This window comes from Micromonospora sp. NPDC048894 (genome assembly GCF_040649765.1).
GTDB lineage: Bacteria > Actinomycetota > Actinomycetes > Mycobacteriales > Micromonosporaceae > Micromonospora > Micromonospora antibiotica.
This window is the reverse complement of record NZ_JBEZFY010000007.1, coordinates 148,521-163,856: the sequence shown is the minus strand read 5'-3', so window position 1 is coordinate 163,856 and position 15,336 is coordinate 148,521. Positions and strand designations below refer to the sequence as shown.

The window sequence follows — 15,336 nt, the reverse complement described above, 5'->3', positions numbered from 1 at the left end:
CCGGCGGGGTCGGCGAAGTCCGCGCCGCCATCCGCCGTGCCGTGCCGGCGGTGTCGCTTGTGGTCGATCGGGCACGATGCGTCAGCTTCGTCTCCCCACGCGTCCCGAAGGTGACACGATGCGGCGATGGCAGTGACGACACGGATGTTGGGTCGCAGCGGCATCGAGGTCAGCGCCCTCGGCATGGGCTGCTGGGCGATCGGCGGCCCCTGGGCCGAGGGCACCCAACCGCTGGGCTGGGGCGCGGTCGACGACGAGGAGTCGGTGCGGGCCGTCCGCCGCGCGCTCGACCTCGGGGTGACCTTCTTCGACACCGCCGACACGTACGGCGCGGGGCACAGTGAGCGGGTCCTCGGCCGGGCGCTGGCCGGCCGCCGCGACGAGGCGGTGATCGCCACCAAATGGGGGTACACCTTCGACGAACGGTCCCGGCAGGCCACCGGCGAGGACGCCTCCCCGGTGTACCTGCGGCGGGCGGTCGTCGACTCGCTGCGCCGCCTCGACACCGACCGGATCGACCTCTACCAGCTGCACCTGGGTGACCTCCCGCTGCCGCGGGTGGAGGCGCTGGTCGGCACCTGCGAGGAACTGGTCGCCGACGGACTCGTCCGGGCGTACGGCTGGAGCACCGACCGGGCCGACCGGGCCGCCGGGTTCGCCCAGGCGGCTCCGCACGCCACCGCCATCCAGCACAGCCTGTCGGTGCTGCGCGACGCCCCGGTGATGCTGGCCGCCTGCGACAAGCACGACCTGGCCAGCGTCAACCGGGGGCCGCTCGCGATGGGGTTGCTCACCGGCAAGTACACCAACGGCTCCACGCTGCCCCGCGACGACGTGCGGGGAGTGGCGCCGGGTTGGCTGGAGTGGTTCCGCAGCGGTCGACCCGCACCGGAGTGGCTGCGTCGGGTCACCGCCGTGCGGGGCGCGCTCACCGCCGACGGGCGGACCCTGGTCCAGGGCGCGCTGGGTTGGCTCTGGGCGCGCAGCGACCGGACGGTGCCGATCCCCGGTTGCCGTACCGTCGCCCAGGTCGAGGAGAACGCCGCCGCGTTGCGCCTCGGCCCGCTCACCCCGGACCACTTCGCCGAGGTGGAACGGCAACTCGCCGCCCTGCGTACAGCCGCCCTCCGGGACGCCGACCGCCCCCACTGGCCACTACCCCCCGTCCCCGCCGCCCGCCCCTGACCCCCGCCCACCCGTCCCCCACCCCCGCCACCTCCCACCCCCGTCGATCATGGAGTTGTGGGGCCCCGCGTAAGCGACATATGGGGCTCAACACCCACCACAACTCCATGATCGACGCGGTGGGGTGGTGGGGCGGTGGGGGTGGTGGGGCGGTGGGGGTGGTGGGGTGGGGTGGGTGGTAAGGGTGGGGTTGGGTTATTTCGGGGTGGGGGTGGGGGTGTAGTGGGCGAAGGTGCGGCGGAAGGTGCCGGTGCCGGCGGTCAGGGCCCGCAACTGCACGGCGTAGCGCAGCAGTTCCTGGGCGGGGACCTCGGCCCGGACCAGGGTGCGGCCCTCGACGTCCGGGTCGACCTCGGTGCCGAGCACCCGGCCCCGCCGGCCGGACAGGTCACCCAGCACCGCACCGACCGAGGAGTCGGCGACCCGGACCACCACCTCGTCGACCGGCTCCAACAGGGTCGGAGCGCCCCGCTCGGCGGCGTCGCGCAGGGCGAGCGCGCCGGCCGCCTGGAACGCGGCATCGGAGGAGTCGACGCTGTGCGCCTTGCCGTCGACCAGGGTCACCCGCACGTCCACCACCGGATGCCCGGCGACCACCCCGCGGGCCAGCTGCGCCCGGACACCCTTCTCCACCGCCGGTACGTAGTGGTGCGGCACCGCCCCGCCGACCACCCGGTCGACGAACTCGACACCCGCCCCCCGGGGCAGCGGCTCCACCTCGATGTCGCAGACGGCGTACTGACCGTGCCCGCCGGACTGCTTGACGTGCCGGCCGTGTCCGGTGGCGGCGGCCGTGAACGTCTCCCGCAACGGCACCCGCACCGGCTCGGTGTCCAGCTCCACCCCGCCGGCCCGGAGCCGGTCGAGCACCACGTCGGCGTGTGCCTCGCCCATGCACCAGAGCACCAGTTGGTGGGTGTCCGGGTTGCGCTCCAGCCGTAGCGTCGGGTCGCCGACGATCAACCGGCCCAGGTTGCGGGCCAGGGCGTCCTCGTCGGTCCGGCTCCGGGCGGCCACCGCCACCGGCAGCAGCGGCTCCGGCATCTCCCAGGGCGCGATCAGCAGCGGCTCCCCCTTCGCCGAGACGGTGTCGCCGGTCTCCGCGCTGCCCGCCTTGGTGATCGCGCAGATGTCGCCCGCGACGCACGCGTCCACCTCGCGCAGGGCCGCCCCGAGCGGGCGGTAGACGTGCCCGACCCGCTCGTCGGCGTCGTGGTCGGGGTGGCCGCGCTCGACCAGCCCGTGCCCCGACACGTGCACCGTCTGGTCGGGGCGCAGCGTGCCGGAGAAGACCCGGACCAGGCAGACCCGGCCGACGTGCCGGTCGACGGTGGTCCGGACCACCTCGGCGACCAACGGGCCGTCCGGGTCGCAGTCCAGCGGCGGGCGGGGGGAGCCGTCCACCCCGGTCACCGCCGGGACCTCGCGTTCCAGCGGCGACGGGAAGGCCGACACCAGGGCGTCGAGCAGCACGTCCAGCCCGACGCCGGTGGCCGCGCAGACCGGCGTCACCGGGTGGAAGTGGCCCCGGGCGACCGCCCGCTCCAGGTCGGTGACCAGCACGTCGGTGTCGATCTCCTCGCCGTCGAGGTAGCGGTCCATCAGGGTCTCGTCCTCGCTCTCGGCGATGATCCCCTCGATCAGCTCACCCCGGGACTCGGTGATCGCCGGCAGGTGCTGCGGGTCCGGCTCCCGGACGTCGGCGGGCAGCCCGGCCGAGTAGTCGTGCACCCGCCGGGTGATCAACGCGAGCAGCCCGACGACCGCCTCGCCGTCGTCGCCGAGCATCGGCAGGTGCAGCGGGAGCACGTTGTCTCCGAAGACCCGCTGGCACAGCGCCACCGCCTCGTCGAAGTCGGCGCGCGGGTGGTCCAGCCGGGTGACCGCCACGGCGCGCGGCAGGTCCACGGCGGCGCACTCCTCCCAGAGGGCGGCGGTGGCGGCGTCCATCCCGTCGACGGCGGACACCACGAACAGCGCCGCGTCGGCGGCCCGCAGCCCGGCCCGCAGCTCGCCGACGAAGTCGCCGTACCCGGGGGTGTCCAAGAGGTTGACCGTCACCCCGGCGTGCACCAGCGGGGCGCAGGCGAGGCTTACCGAGCGCTGCTGGCGTACCGCGGCGGGGTCGTGGTCGCAGACGGTGGTGCCGGCGGCGACGGTGCCGGCCCGGTCGATCGTGCCGGTGGCCGCGAGCAGCGCCTCGACCAGGGTCGTCTTGCCGGCGCCGGAGTGTCCGACGAGCACCACGTTGCGTACCCGGTCGGGCGTGGTCACCACCGGCGTGTCACCGGTGGCGCCCTGGTCCTGGTTCTTCTGCGCCATCGCGGCGCACCTCCCTGAGCCGGTGGTGGGTGGCGACCGCCGCGCACGACGGGGAGCGGCCCGGTCGGGTGCCGCGGCGATATCCTCCGGTGGCCCGGCGACCGGCGAACGGTCAACGGGCGAGGTGGTGAGCTGGCTCACCTTCCGCCCCGATCCCACACCCGTCGACGGACCCCGCACAAGTCTCGTCGGGCGGGTCGGGCGACCGGCCGTATCGCGCGGCACTGCCGGCCGTTATCGTGGGACCGCCATGGCGAAGATCTTCCAAGTGACGGCCCGCGCGGGGATGACCCGCGTCGTGGAGCCGGTCGCGCGCGGTCTGCTCCGCGCCGGTGTGTCCCCCAACGCGGTCACCGTGGCCGGCACCGTCGGCGTGCTCGTCGGCGCGCTCGGGTTCGGTGCCCGCGGCCAGCTGGTGGCCGGAGCGCTGATCGTGACCTTCTTCGCGCTGACCGACATGCTCGACGGGACGATGGCCCGGATGAGCGGCGGCTCGACCCGGTTCGGCGCGTTCCTCGACTCGTCGATGGACCGGGTCTCCGACAGTGCGGTGTTCGGCGCGGTCGCCTACTGGCTGGCCACCGAGGGCAACCACTCCGGAGTGGCCGCCGCGTTGATCTGCCTGGCCGCCGGAGGGCTGGTCTCCTATGTCAAGGCCCGCGCCGAGGGGTTGGGGATGAGCGGGAACGTGGGCGTCGCGGAACGCACCGAACGGCTGCTGATCGTCGGGGTCGGTGGGCTGCTCACCGGCCTCGGGGTCGGCCCGGCCCTGGAGATCTCGCTCTGGCTGCTCGCCGCCGTGTCGATCTTCACGGTCGGCCAGCGGGTGGCCCACGTTTACCGGCAGGCGCAACTGGCCGGCCCCGAGTGAACCTCACCGAACTCGGCTACGTAGCCGGCTGGCGGCTGGCCCGCGCGCTGCCCCGGCCCATGGTCGCCGCAGCCTTCCAGGTGGGCGCCGACCGCGCCCACCGCGCCTGGGGCAAGGGCGCCACCCGACTGCGCGCCAACCTGCGCCGGGTGGTCGGCCCCGATCTGCCCGAGGCGGAGCTGGACGCACTGGTCAAGCAGGGTCTGCGGTCGTACGCCAGGTACTGGATGGAGGCGTTCCGGCTGCCCTCGCTGAGCCGCCAGCAGATCCTCGACGGGTTCGACCTCGGCGGGTCGGAGCTGCTCGTCGCCGACGTGGCGGCCGGCCGGGGCGCGGTGGTGGCGTTGCCGCACGCCGGCAACTGGGACGCCGCCGGCGCCTGGGTGGCCGCCGCCGGCCTGCCGATCACCACGGTCGCCGAGCGGCTCAAGCCGGAGGGCGTCTACAGGCGCTTCCTCGCCTTCCGCGAGGGTCTCGGCATGGAGATCCTGCCCACCCACGGCGGTGCCCGGCCCGCCTTCGACGTGCTGGTGGACCGGCTCGGCGCGGGCACCGTGGTGCCGCTGCTGGCCGACCGGGACCTGTCCGCCCGGGGCATCGAGGTGGACTTCTTCGGCGGCCGTACCCGGATGCCGGCCGGGCCCGCCCTGCTGACCATCCGCACCGGCGCCCCGCTCTACGTGGCGTCGCTGTGGTACGAACCGGAGATGCCGCGCGCGCAGTTGGAGGGCCCGCTGCCGGTGCCCGACCCGGACAGCGCACCGTTGGACGAGCGGGTCCGGGTGCTGACCCAGCGGATTGCCGACTGTCTGGCGGCGGGCATCGCCCGTCATCCGCAAGACTGGCACATGTTGCAGCGGATGTGGCTGGACCAGCGGGGCTCCACCGACGGCGGGTCCACCGCGGCGCCGCCCCCGGCCAGCGCCGGTTCGGTCTGAGGGGAGGGGGCGCCAGTGCGGATCGGCATCGTGTGCCCGTACTCCTTCGACGTCCCGGGCGGGGTGCAGAACCACGTCATGGACCTGGCCGAGGCGCTGCTCGGACTGGGGCACGAGGTGAGTGTCCTGGCCCCCGCCGACGAGGAGTCGACGCTGCCGCCGTACGTGGTCTCCGCCGGGCGGGCGGTGCCGCTGCCGTACAACGGTTCGGTGGCCCGGATCGCGTTCGGGCCGGTCTCCACCGCCCGGGTGCGGCGCTGGCTCACCCGGGGCGAGTTCGACGTGCTGCACGTGCACGAGCCGCTCACCCCGAGCCTGTCGATGCTGGCGGTGCTCTCCGCCCGGGGGCCGGTGGTGGCGACCTTCCACACCGCGATGACCCGGTCCCGGGTGCTCGCCGCCGCCCAGGGGGTGCTCCAGATCCTGCTGGAGCGGATCACCGCCCGGATCGCGGTCAGCGCGTTGGCCCGCAAGGTGCAGGTCGAGCACATGGACGGCGGGGCGGTGGAGATCCCCAACGGGGTGGCGGTGGCGAAGTTCGCCGGGGTCGAGCCGTTGCCCGGTTGGCCGGGGGAGTGCGCCACCGGCAGCGGCGGGACGCTGGGTTTCCTCGGCCGGTTCACCGAGGCCCGCAAGGGTTTCCCGATCCTGCGCGACGCCTTCGTCGCGTTGGCCGCGCACCGGCCGGGGCTGCGCCTGCTGGTGGCCGGACCGGGTGACCCGGACGACCTGTTCGGGCGGTTCCCGGCGGAGCTACGCGACCGGGTGACGTTCCTCGGTCTGGTCTCCGAGGTCGACAAGGCCCGGATGCTGCGCAGCGTCGACCTCTACGTCGCCCCGAACACCGGCGGCGAATCGTTCGGCATGATCCTCACCGAGGCGCTGGCGGCCGGCGCGACCGTGGTCGCCAGCGACCTGGACGCGTTCCGGCGGGTGCTCGACGGCGGGCGGGCCGGTCGCCTCTTCCCGACCGGTGACCCGGCCGGCCTGCGGACCGTCCTGGCGGAGCTGCTCGACGACCCGGCGCAGCGGGCCGCGTTGAGCGCCTGCGGCGATCAGGTGGTGGCCCACTACGACTGGCCGGTGGTGGCCCGTCGGGTGGTGGAGGTCTACGCGGCGGCCATCGAGGCCACCGACGGTCGGGTCATCGACCAGGAGTGGGCGGGGCTGGGTGGTCCGCGGTGACCCCGACGGTGCCGCAGCTGTGGGCGGTGTCGGTCGCCGTGGTCGTCGTCGCCCTGGTCGTGGTCTACCTGGTCTGGACGGCGGGCCGGGTCGAGCGGTTGCAGACCCGGGCGGAGTCGGCGGCCCGCGCGCTCGACGCCCATCTGCTGCGCCGGGCCGCCGCCGCCGCGGTGCTGGCCGAGCAGCGCCACGGCGTGGAGCTGTACGCGGCGGCGCGGATCGCCCTGGACGCCGTCCCCGAGGAGCGGGAGGCGGCGGAGAACGACCTCACCCGGCAACTGCGGGCGGCCCGGCTGGACCCGGCCGATCCCTCCTGCGGGGCGGTGATCGCGGCGAGCCGGCGGCTGGCGCTGTCCCGGCAGGTGCACACCGACCTGGTGCGGGACGCGCGTAGCGCGCGGAGCCGACCGCTGGTGCGGGTGTGCCGGATGGGCCGCCGCCACCCCTGGCCGCGGTATTTCGACATCGACGACCCCACCCTGGCCCTGCCCGCCGACGTCCCGGCGGGCTGACCGGGGCTGCCGACCGGTTGCTGCCCGACGGTGCGGCCCCTTTCGCGGTGGCGGCCCCGGGTCGCGGTGGCGGCTCGGGTCGCGGTGGCGGCTCGGGTCGCGGTGGCGGGCGGGTCGCCGGGGCGGGCGGCACCGGCCCGGGTCGAGCCGGGGTGACGGGGGCCACAGGGCAGGCCACCGTGGGGCCGATTGGCTGTCGGAGCGGCGTCCGGGGCGTCATAGCATCAGCCGGAGCCAGCCCCCGAGCACGTCCGAGGAGTGATGGACCATGTCCGAAACGACGTCCCCGAGCGCCGATGCCCCCCAGGTCCGGGGCACCGCCCGCGTCAAGCGCGGCATGGCCGAGATGCTCAAGGGCGGCGTGATCATGGATGTGGTCACCGCCGAGCAGGCCAGGATCGCCGAGGACGCCGGTGCGGTCGCCGTCATGGCGCTGGAGCGGGTGCCGGCCGACATCCGCGCCCAGGGTGGCGTGTCCCGGATGAGCGACCCGGACATGATCGACGGCATCATCGCGGCCGTGTCCATCCCGGTGATGGCCAAGGCCCGGATCGGTCACTTCGTCGAGGCGCAGGTCCTGCAGTCCCTCGGCGTCGACTACGTCGACGAGTCCGAGGTGCTCACCCCGGCCGACTACGCCAACCACATCGACAAGTGGGCGTTCACCGTCCCGTTCGTGTGCGGCGCGACCAACCTGGGTGAGGCGTTGCGCCGGATCACCGAGGGCGCGGCCATGATCCGCTCCAAGGGCGAGGCGGGCACCGGGGACGTCTCCAACGCCACCATGCACATGCGGAGGATCCGGCAGGAGATCGCCCGGCTCAGCTCCCTGCCGGCCGACGAGCTGTTCGTCGCGGCCAAGGAGTTGCAGGCCCCGTACGACCTGGTCAAGGAGGTCGCCGAGACGGGCAAGCTGCCGGTGGTGCTGTTCACCGCCGGGGGCATCGCCACCCCGGCCGACGCCGCGATGATGATGCAGCTCGGCGCGGAGGGCGTCTTCGTCGGCTCCGGCATCTTCAAGTCCGGCAACCCGGCGCAGCGGGCCGCCGCGATCGTCAAGGCGACCACCTTCCACGACGACCCGGACGTGCTGGCGAAGGTGTCCCGGGGCCTGGGTGAGGCGATGGTCGGCATCAACGTCGACGAGATCCCCCAGCCGCACCGGTTGGCCGAGCGCGGTTGGTGAGGCTTGGGTCGGGGCTGCTGCCGGTGGCGCGGGAGGAGGGGACGTGGGTGGACCGGTGATCGGGGTGCTCGCCCTCCAGGGTGACGTCCGTGAGCATGTTTCCGCCCTCGCCGGGGTCGGCGCGGACGCCCGTGCGGTGCGCCGGCCAGCCGAGCTGGACGCGGTCGACGGGCTGGTGATCCCGGGTGGGGAGTCCACCACCATGAGCCGGCTGGTGGACATCTTCGGGCTGCGCGCGCCGATCGACGAGCGGATCGCCGCCGGGATGCCGGTCTACGGGTCCTGCGCCGGGATGATCATGTTGGCCACCGAGGTGCTGGACGGCCGTCCCGACCAGCGGGGCTTCGCCGGCATCGCGATGACGGTGCGACGCAACGCGTTCGGTCGGCAGGTCGACTCGTTCGAGGCGCCGGTGGAGATCACCGGGATCGACGGCGGGCCGTTCCACGCCGTGTTCATCCGCGCCCCCTGGGTCGAGCGGGTCGATGCCGACGTCGAGGTGCTGGGCCGGGTCACCGGGGGTCCGGCCGTCGACCGCATCGTCGCCGTCCGCCGGGGCAACCTGGTGGCGACGTCGTTCCATCCAGAGTTGACCGGGGACCTGCGTCTGCACCGTTACTTCGCCGACCTGGTCGGGGCCGCCCACTGAGCCGCCCATCTCCCGGCGAAAGGGGCAATTCCGCGCGGGTTGGTGGCGGTGCCGCGCCGGGTGTGACGGCGGGGTGGGTGCTCTCGGTAGGATTGCCGCGGTTCGGCGCGGGCACTGCCCGTCGCAGCCCTCCAACGCGGCCGGTGCTGGCCCGGAGTCGGCGCGGCCAGCCGACGCGAGGCGTGAGTCAACAGACGGAGGTACGAGATGTCCGGCCACTCTAAATGGGCGACCACCAAGCACAAGAAGGCCGTCATCGACGCCAAGCGCGGCAAGATGTTCGCCAAGCTGATCAAGAACGTCGAGGTGGCGGCCCGCACCGGCGGCGGTGACCCGGCCGGTAACCCCACCCTCTTCGACGCCATCCAGAAGGCCAAGAAGAGTTCGGTCCCGAACGACAACATCGACCGCGCGGTCAAGCGCGGCTCCGGCCTGGAGGCCGGTGGCGCCGACTGGCAGACCATCATGTACGAGGGGTACGGCCCGAGCGGCGTGGCCATGCTGATCGAGTGCCTGACCGACAACCGCAACCGGGCCGCCACCGAGGTCCGCACGGCGTTGACCCGTAACGGTGGTTCGCTCGCCGACGCCGGCTCGGTGTCGTACATGTTCTCCCGCAAGGGCGTGGTGATCGTCCCCAAGGCCGACACCACCGAGGACGACGTGATGATGGCGGTCCTCGACGCCGGGGCCGAGGAGGTCAACGACCTCGGTGAGGCGTACGAGGTGGTCTCCGAGCCGACCGATCTGATCGCGGTCCGCACCGCCCTGCAGGAGTCCGGGATCGAGTACGAGTCGGCCGAGTCCGCCCTGATCCCCAGCGTCAACGTGCCGTTGGACGAGGACGGCGCACGCAAGATCTTCAAGCTGATCGACGTGCTGGAGGACTGCGACGACGTGCAGAACGTCTACGCCAACTTCGACGTCTCGGACGACGTGATGGCGGCGGTGGACGCCTGACGGTCGTGCCGGCACACCGGTTCCCGCCGGGCGACGTGGTCGTCCGGCGGGAGATCCTGCGTGGTGAGGTCTGGTTCGGCTGCCCCACCATCTGCGTGGCGGACACCGACGACCTGTTGGCGCTCTATCTGCCGCCGGGTGCCGAGTTCGGCTTCCCGGAGCACGGCGAATTCCCCTGCGGCCGGCACCCGTGGCAGACGGCGGGGCACACCGCGTGGTCCGGGCACGGCAAGCTGATGCTGCACCGCCCGGGCGAGGCGCACTCGGTCGACGTCTTCTGGACCGGGCCGGACCGCACCTTCGCCGGCTGGTACTTCAACCTCCAGGACCCGCTGCGGCGTACCCCGATCGGGGTGGACACCCTCGACCACGAGCTGGACCTGTGGTGGGCGGCGGACGCCGACCGGTACGTCTTCAAGGACGTGGAGCTGTTCGCCCAGCGCCTCGTCGAGGGGCGTTACCCGGGCATGGCACAGGCGATCCGGGCCGAGGGGGACCGGATCGCCGCGCTGCTCGACGCGGGGCAGCGGTGGTGGGACGAGGGCTGGGCGCACTGGCGGCCGGAGCCGTCCTGGCCGGTGCCGCAGCTGCCGCCCGGCTGGGCTGCCGTGCCGTGTTGACCTGACCCGCCCCCGCGCGGGCCGGGGGTTCCCGGACCGTGCGACGGGCCCGGCGTGGGTACGCCGGGCCCGTCGGGTGCTGGTTCTTTCAGCGCGTCTGGCGGCGTGTCTTCACGGCGCTGTCGATCAGCCCCCAGACCACCACCCCGGCGGCGCTCAGCGCGATGACGACTCCGAGGGTGTCCCGGTTGTCCTGGTCGGCGAGCCAGCTCAGCCGGTCGGCCAGGGCCGGGTTGAGCAGCCGGTCGGAGAGCGCCAGCCAGGCCACCGGCACCGCGAACGCCACGTCGAGCAGGCCCTTCACCCCGAACAGCGGCCAGGTCCAGCGTCCGGTCCGGTACTTGACGATCTCGAACCCGATGCTGGCGGCCAGCACCACGATCAGCGCCGGCAGCCAGAACGACCACAGCGCCGGGTCGAGGATCGGGATGTTGCCGCCGTCGGTGTCGTGCACCCACGACTGGTAGTGCTGGAAGGGCAGGTATCCGATGGTCAGCGCCAGCATGGCCACCGAGGCGACGGTGTCGGCGAGGGAGACGTCCCGGTGGGTGGGTACGTCGGGGAGCTGGTCGACGGTCCAGCCGGGCATCGTGGTGCCCGGCTGGCAGCGTTCGATGAGGGCGAACGTCAGGGTGAGCCAGAAGGTGATCTGCACGCCCACCTGCATGGCGACGACGATCCCCCGGCCGATGGCGCCGAAGCCGTTGCCCTGTGCCACCTCGACGACCACGACGACCGTGCCGACGATCGCCGGGATGAAGCTGAGCAGCAGTTTGAGCAGCCGGAGCCAGACGAGGTAGTAGGTCGGGCCGATGAGCTGGAGCCGGCGGTCGGCGTACCGGGAGGCCAGCAGGTCCGGGTTGCCCAGCTCGGTGAGCACCTCCCGCTCGGCGGTGGCGGTGTGCTGGCCGCCGCCGCTCCGGTCCTCGATCATGTCCTCGATCGAGGCGCGCAACTCGGTGGCGATCTCGTCCCGACGCTCGGCGGGCACCGAGCGGAGCGTCGCCGCGAGGTAGCGGTCGGTCAGGGTGTTCATCGGTCGGCTCCTTCGATCAGCCCGGTCACGGAGGTCTGTACGGCGGCGAGGTCGTCGAGCAGGCGGGCCAGGACCGTCTCTCCGTCGGCGCTGGTGCGGTAGAACTTGCGCGGTCGGCTCTCCTGGGTGTTCCACTCGCTGGTCAGCAGCCCCTGCTCCTCGAGTCGTCGGAGCAGGGGATAGAGGGTGTTGGCGTCGACCGGGAAGCCGTGCCGGGTGAGGCGTTGCAGCAGCGCGTAGCCGTAGCCGGGTTGGCGCAGGGCCAGCAGGCTGGCCACCACCACCGTGCCGCGACGCAGCTCCTGGAGATGGGTCCGCAGGACCTCCTCGCTAATCATGTGTCACACCATACTGTGTGACACACACTAATGTCGAGGACGACAGCAATGTTGGCGATGCCACCATGCGAACCGGGGCGTCGGGGAGAACCCCCGACGCCCCGGCCCGGACCGGCGGTCAGCAGGAGTGGCCCTGGCGGAAGGCCCGCTCGACGTGATCCGCCAGCCCGACCTGGAAGTAGCCGACACCCGGCCGGATCGGGTGCCCGGTGAACAGCTCGACCCGGTTGCCGAACCGCACCAGGTAGGCCGTGGCGTCCCCGGCGTCGTTGTGGATCAGCGCGCCCCGCGGACCGTAGATCTGCTCCAGTTCGGCCCAGGACATGCCCACGCTCGCCCCGGCCGGCGAGCGGGGCGGTGCGGTGGCGGTGCCCACCTCGACCAGCCGCCCGTTGCGGAAGGCCACCATGATCACACCTGCCCACTCACCGGTGACGCCGGCCGTGACCACGCCCTCGCAGTCGAGGGCCGTCCAGTCGATCAGTCCGGCCGAGGTGAGCCGGGTCAGTGACGCGCCGATCCGGAACGGTCCCGCCCCCCGGACGCTGAGCAGGTCGGTGCTGCCGGCCGGGCGGTCCGGCGAGAGGGCCACGGTGGCGCCGGGCCGGACCCCGGGGCCCGGCCCGGCGGCCCCGGCCGGCCCGGCCGGGACGACGGCGGCGGCCACGGCCAGCACGCCGGTGAGCAGGATGGTGGGAAGACGACGCATGACGGCACTCCTTCGCAGGTACGGGTCTGTCGTGCTGTTGGTCTCCGCCCGGCCGGATTCCGTTCGTCGGTTTCCTGACAGGTCCCGGATGCCCCGGACGCCGACAGCGGTCGATGCCGGCTACCGTGCGGTGGGGGTGGGGCGATGAGCACTCCGGCGTGGATCGGCTCCTACCGGATCGAGCGGCTGCTCGGCGCGGGCTCCTTCGCGACCGTCTGGCTCGGCCACGACCCGGTCCTCGACTCCCGGGTGGCGATCAAGGTGCTCGCCGAGAACTGGAGCCACGACCTGCGGGTACGGGAACGATTCCGGGACGAGGCCCGGCTGCTGCGGCGACTCGACCACCCCCGGCTGGCGCGGGTGCACGCGGTCGGTGAACTGCCCGACGGCCGACCGTACGCGGTGCTGGCCCTGGCCGACGGCGGCAGTCTGCGGGACCGGCTGGCCGCCGGACCGCTGCCGGTGCCGGTGGCCCTGGCCCTGCTCGACGAGATCGCCGCCGGGGTCGCCGTGCTGCACCGCCAGCGGGTGGTGCACCGCGACCTCACCCCGGGCAACGTGCTCTTCACCTCGACCGCCGACGGCGAGCGGGTGGTCATCGCCGATCTGGGGCTGGCCAAGGCGCTCGCCGCCGCCTCCGGGCTGACCGCCCGCGCCGGCACCCCCGGCTACATGGCGCCCGAGCAGGACGATCCCCTCGCCGTGGTGGACACCCGCAGCGACGTGTTCGGGCTGGGCCGGCTCGGCCTGCGGCTGCTCGGCGGCCCCGACCAGCGCGTGGCCGGGGTGCCCGCGCCGGTGGCGGCGGTGCTGCGGCGGGCCACCGCACCCCGCCCCGCCGACCGTCACTGCGACGCGGACGCCTTCCGGGCGGCGCTGCGCCAAGCCATCCGCCGGCCCGGCGACCCGGGCCCGGTGAGAGCACTGCCACCGGGGACCGGGTCCGCCGCCGACGCTCCCCGCCCCGCCCCGGCCGGCCGCGCTCTCCACCGTGACCGCGCCGACCGCACCGACCGCACCGACCGCGCGGGTCGTGCCGACCACGCCGACCACGCGGGTCGGGCGGATCGGGTGGTGGCGGGGCCGTCGGGGTTCCGGCGGGGAGCGGCCCACCGGCTCCGCCTGGTCGGGGCCGCTGCCCTGGTGCTCGTCGCGGTGGGGGTGACCGCCGGCGACGCAGGCGCCCCCGCGCCGGACGCCGGGCGGGGTCGCAGCGGCCCGGTGAGCGTCACCCTGCCGGCCGGCTGGCGGGCCGCCGGGACGGGCTGGGCCGGCCGGTACGACGAGCGGGGGCGGCTCGAACCGGCGCTGGTCGTCTCGCCCGACCCCGGCCGGTGGGCGACCGACCCGACGGTGCCCGGGGCCTTCGTCGGGCTCTCCGCCGGCCTGGCCCGGCAGACCACCCCGGCGGACTTCGTCGCGCAACGCCCGCACGCCGACTGCGTGGCCGGGCCCGTGCGGCGCACCCGGCGGGGCGGCGTGGAGTGGGTGGTCGCCGGGTTCAGCTGCCCGGCGGGGCGTCCGGTGCTGGTCGAGGCGGCGGCCCGCGCCGGCCGCGACGGCCTGCTCTATGCGCAGATCGTCCCGCCCCCGGGCGGCGGGCCGGAGTTCGTCGACACGCTGCTGGCCGGGGTACGGGTCCGCCCGGCCGACGGTTAGACCACCACCACCGTGACCGGATATGTCTTGCCGCCCTGCGGGATGGTCACCTGCACCGTGCCGGAGTGGACGAAGCGGATGTCCACCACCCCGGCCTCGTAGTGGCTGGAGACCAGGTCCTCCCGGTCCACCTCGACCTCGCCGGGCCCGATCCCCTGGATGCGGAGCACCCCACCGACGCTCAGGCAGAGCGACTTCAACAGGGCCAACTCGGTGTCGGAGACCACCAGGTCGTAGCGGACCGGGCCGAGGCAGGCCTGCGGCCGGGGGCTCGTCGACGGCGGGCGGGTGCCGGCGGTCGGGGTCCGGCGTGGCGGCGAGGGGGTGTGCCGGGCCGACGGCGCGCTGACGGCGCTGACGACCGGGCCGGCCGAGGTGGGTACCGCCGTGGCCGGGGCGGTCGGGGCGGTCGGGGTCGCGGGGGCGGCCGTCGGGGTCGGCGACCGGACCGGCAGCGGCGCGACCGGGGTCGGTCCGCAGGCCGTCACGGGTACGAGCGCCAGCAGGGTGATCAGCAGCCGGCCCGGCCAGGGGCGCTCACTCACCGGTCAGCCGTTGCCGGACCTGCCGGCGGGCCAGGTGGACCCGGGACTTCACGGTGCCCTCCGGCACGTCGAGCAGGGTGGCGATCTCCCGGTAGGGCAGGCCGAGCACGTCGCGCAGGGTCAGGGCCTCGGCGACCTCGGGGCGGACCGCGTCCAACGCGTCGAGCAGGTCGAGCCGGGTGCCGGCGACCACGCTGGTGCGCCGGGGGTCGGGTGGGTCGGGCAGCGGCACCCCATCGGCCTCGACCTGCCAGCGTCGACGCAGTGCCCGGTAGGTGGAGCGGGCCCGGTTGGCGGTGAGCTGGTAGAGCCAGGTGTGGAACGACGACCGGCCCTCGAACCGGTCGATGCCCCGGGCCACCGCGAGCAGGGCGTCCTGGCAGGCCTCCTCGGCGTCCTCCCGGTGCGGCAGCAGCCGGCCGCAGAGCCGCAGCACCTCGGGGCGCACCGCTGTCAGCAGCGCGTCGAGGGCACCCGGCTCGCCCCGGGCGGCGGCGCCGGCCAGGTCGTCTATGTCGTTCGCGAGGAGCATTCCGGTCCCTGTCCGCCGTGATGTGGTGCCGTAGAGGCTATGTCGCGGCACCGGCCCGGCGGGTTCCCGAGTCGGCCAGCCGACCGATG

The 15,336-nt window shown here is 74.1% G+C and carries 16 protein-coding genes; 10 read left to right on the top strand and 6 right to left on the bottom strand.

The features are described 5' to 3' along the window. Nucleotides 1–126: 126 nt before the first annotated feature. A complete protein-coding gene (locus tag AB0C22_RS17595; protein ID WP_357535892.1) occupies nt 127–1,185 on the top strand; it encodes an aldo/keto reductase in 1,059 nt (352 codons plus the stop codon). Between the two features lie 195 nt (nt 1,186–1,380). Here AB0C22_RS17595 and AB0C22_RS17590 read toward each other — a convergent pair whose 3' ends face one another. After that, nucleotides 1,381–3,507, bottom strand: coding sequence for an elongation factor G-like protein EF-G2 (locus tag AB0C22_RS17590; RefSeq protein ID WP_219469586.1), 2,127 nt, complete (start codon nt 3,505–3,507; stop codon nt 1,381–1,383). A gap of 250 nt (nt 3,508–3,757) precedes the next feature. Here AB0C22_RS17590 and pgsA point away from each other — a divergent pair, with 250 nt between their 5' ends. The 8 genes from pgsA to AB0C22_RS17550 all read left to right on the top strand — a co-directional run bounded on the left by pgsA (nt 3,758) and on the right by AB0C22_RS17550 (nt 10,428). Continuing rightward, entirely contained in the window at nt 3,758–4,378 is a 621-nt protein-coding gene (pgsA, locus tag AB0C22_RS17585) for a phosphatidylinositol phosphate synthase (RefSeq protein ID WP_219469589.1), read from the top strand. Beyond that, a complete protein-coding gene (locus AB0C22_RS17580; protein ID WP_357535889.1) occupies nt 4,375–5,316 on the top strand; it encodes a phosphatidylinositol mannoside acyltransferase in 942 nt (313 codons plus the stop codon). Before pgsA ends, AB0C22_RS17580 begins: the two co-directional genes overlap by 4 nt. Nucleotides 5,317–5,331: 15 nt before the next feature. After that, nucleotides 5,332–6,501, top strand: a complete 1,170-nt coding sequence (locus AB0C22_RS17575) for a glycosyltransferase family 4 protein (protein WP_208569434.1) — start codon at nt 5,332–5,334, stop codon at nt 6,499–6,501. A gap of 8 nt (nt 6,502–6,509) precedes the next feature. Beyond that, nucleotides 6,510–7,013: a hypothetical protein gene (locus AB0C22_RS17570; RefSeq protein ID WP_208569492.1), complete on the top strand. Its 504-nt coding sequence runs from the start codon at nt 6,510–6,512 to the stop codon at nt 7,011–7,013. A gap of 268 nt (nt 7,014–7,281) precedes the next feature. Then, a complete protein-coding gene (pdxS, locus tag AB0C22_RS17565; RefSeq protein ID WP_208569435.1) occupies nt 7,282–8,199 on the top strand; it encodes a pyridoxal 5'-phosphate synthase lyase subunit PdxS in 918 nt (305 codons plus the stop codon). Nucleotides 8,200–8,242: 43 nt separating this feature from the next. Next, nucleotides 8,243–8,848, top strand: a complete 606-nt coding sequence (gene pdxT, locus AB0C22_RS17560; protein WP_357535887.1) for a pyridoxal 5'-phosphate synthase glutaminase subunit PdxT — start codon at nt 8,243–8,245, stop codon at nt 8,846–8,848. A 207-nt stretch (nt 8,849–9,055) separates the two neighbouring features. Next, nucleotides 9,056–9,808, top strand: coding sequence for a YebC/PmpR family DNA-binding transcriptional regulator (locus AB0C22_RS17555; RefSeq protein ID WP_208569437.1), 753 nt, complete (start codon nt 9,056–9,058; stop codon nt 9,806–9,808). A gap of 5 nt (nt 9,809–9,813) precedes the next feature. Continuing rightward, entirely contained in the window at nt 9,814–10,428 is a 615-nt protein-coding gene (locus AB0C22_RS17550; protein WP_307799648.1) for a DUF402 domain-containing protein, read from the top strand. An 88-nt stretch (nt 10,429–10,516) separates the two neighbouring features. On the opposite strand, the gene AB0C22_RS17545 is transcribed toward AB0C22_RS17550, so the two are convergent. The 3 genes from AB0C22_RS17545 to AB0C22_RS17535 all read right to left on the bottom strand — a co-directional run bounded on the left by AB0C22_RS17545 (nt 10,517) and on the right by AB0C22_RS17535 (nt 12,511). After that, nucleotides 10,517–11,464 (bottom strand): permease prefix domain 1-containing protein, encoded by a 948-nt coding sequence (locus AB0C22_RS17545; RefSeq protein ID WP_219469598.1) that lies wholly within the window; start codon nt 11,462–11,464, stop codon nt 10,517–10,519. Beyond that, nucleotides 11,461–11,802, bottom strand: a complete 342-nt coding sequence (locus AB0C22_RS17540; protein ID WP_219469601.1) for a PadR family transcriptional regulator — start codon at nt 11,800–11,802, stop codon at nt 11,461–11,463. The genes AB0C22_RS17545 and AB0C22_RS17540 overlap by 4 nt, the downstream gene beginning before the upstream one ends. Nucleotides 11,803–11,920: 118 nt before the next feature. Continuing rightward, nucleotides 11,921–12,511 (bottom strand): hypothetical protein, encoded by a 591-nt coding sequence (locus AB0C22_RS17535; RefSeq protein ID WP_357535884.1) that lies wholly within the window; start codon nt 12,509–12,511, stop codon nt 11,921–11,923. Nucleotides 12,512–12,655: 144 nt separating this feature from the next. On the opposite strand from AB0C22_RS17535, the gene AB0C22_RS17530 reads away from it, so the two are divergent. Further along, nucleotides 12,656–14,170, top strand: coding sequence for a protein kinase (locus tag AB0C22_RS17530; protein WP_357535882.1), 1,515 nt, complete (start codon nt 12,656–12,658; stop codon nt 14,168–14,170). Here the strand turns inward: AB0C22_RS17530 and AB0C22_RS17525 are convergent. Together AB0C22_RS17525 and AB0C22_RS17520 are read right to left on the bottom strand one after the other, a co-directional pair. Next, nucleotides 14,167–14,715, bottom strand: a complete 549-nt coding sequence (locus AB0C22_RS17525; RefSeq protein WP_357535880.1) for a hypothetical protein — start codon at nt 14,713–14,715, stop codon at nt 14,167–14,169. The two genes, AB0C22_RS17530 and AB0C22_RS17525, sit on opposite strands and share 4 nt — an antisense overlap. After that, the gene (locus tag AB0C22_RS17520; protein ID WP_208569443.1) at nt 14,708–15,247 is read right to left on the bottom strand and encodes an RNA polymerase sigma factor; all 540 of its coding nucleotides are present in this window, start codon (nt 15,245–15,247) and stop codon (nt 14,708–14,710) included. The genes AB0C22_RS17525 and AB0C22_RS17520 overlap by 8 nt, the downstream gene beginning before the upstream one ends. Nucleotides 15,248–15,336: the final 89 nt, after the last annotated feature.

Excerpts from the sequence above, each read along its gene's own strand:
- AB0C22_RS17595 (WP_357535892.1), top strand. The coding sequence starts at position 127 with ATGGCAGTGACGACACGGATGTTGGGTCGCAGCGGCATCGAGGTCAGC.
- AB0C22_RS17590 (WP_219469586.1), bottom strand. The coding sequence starts at position 3,507 with ATGGCGCAGAAGAACCAGGACCAGGGCGCCACCGGTGACACGCCGGTG.
- pgsA (WP_219469589.1), top strand. The coding sequence starts at position 3,758 with ATGGCGAAGATCTTCCAAGTGACGGCCCGCGCGGGGATGACCCGCGTC.
- pdxS (WP_208569435.1), top strand. The coding sequence starts at position 7,282 with ATGTCCGAAACGACGTCCCCGAGCGCCGATGCCCCCCAGGTCCGGGGC.
- AB0C22_RS17555 (WP_208569437.1), top strand. The coding sequence starts at position 9,056 with ATGTCCGGCCACTCTAAATGGGCGACCACCAAGCACAAGAAGGCCGTC.
- AB0C22_RS17545 (WP_219469598.1), bottom strand. The coding sequence starts at position 11,464 with ATGAACACCCTGACCGACCGCTACCTCGCGGCGACGCTCCGCTCGGTG.
- AB0C22_RS17540 (WP_219469601.1), bottom strand. The coding sequence starts at position 11,802 with ATGATTAGCGAGGAGGTCCTGCGGACCCATCTCCAGGAGCTGCGTCGC.
- AB0C22_RS17535 (WP_357535884.1), bottom strand. The coding sequence starts at position 12,511 with ATGCGTCGTCTTCCCACCATCCTGCTCACCGGCGTGCTGGCCGTGGCC.
- AB0C22_RS17530 (WP_357535882.1), top strand. The coding sequence starts at position 12,656 with ATGAGCACTCCGGCGTGGATCGGCTCCTACCGGATCGAGCGGCTGCTC.
- AB0C22_RS17520 (WP_208569443.1), bottom strand. The coding sequence starts at position 15,247 with ATGCTCCTCGCGAACGACATAGACGACCTGGCCGGCGCCGCCGCCCGG.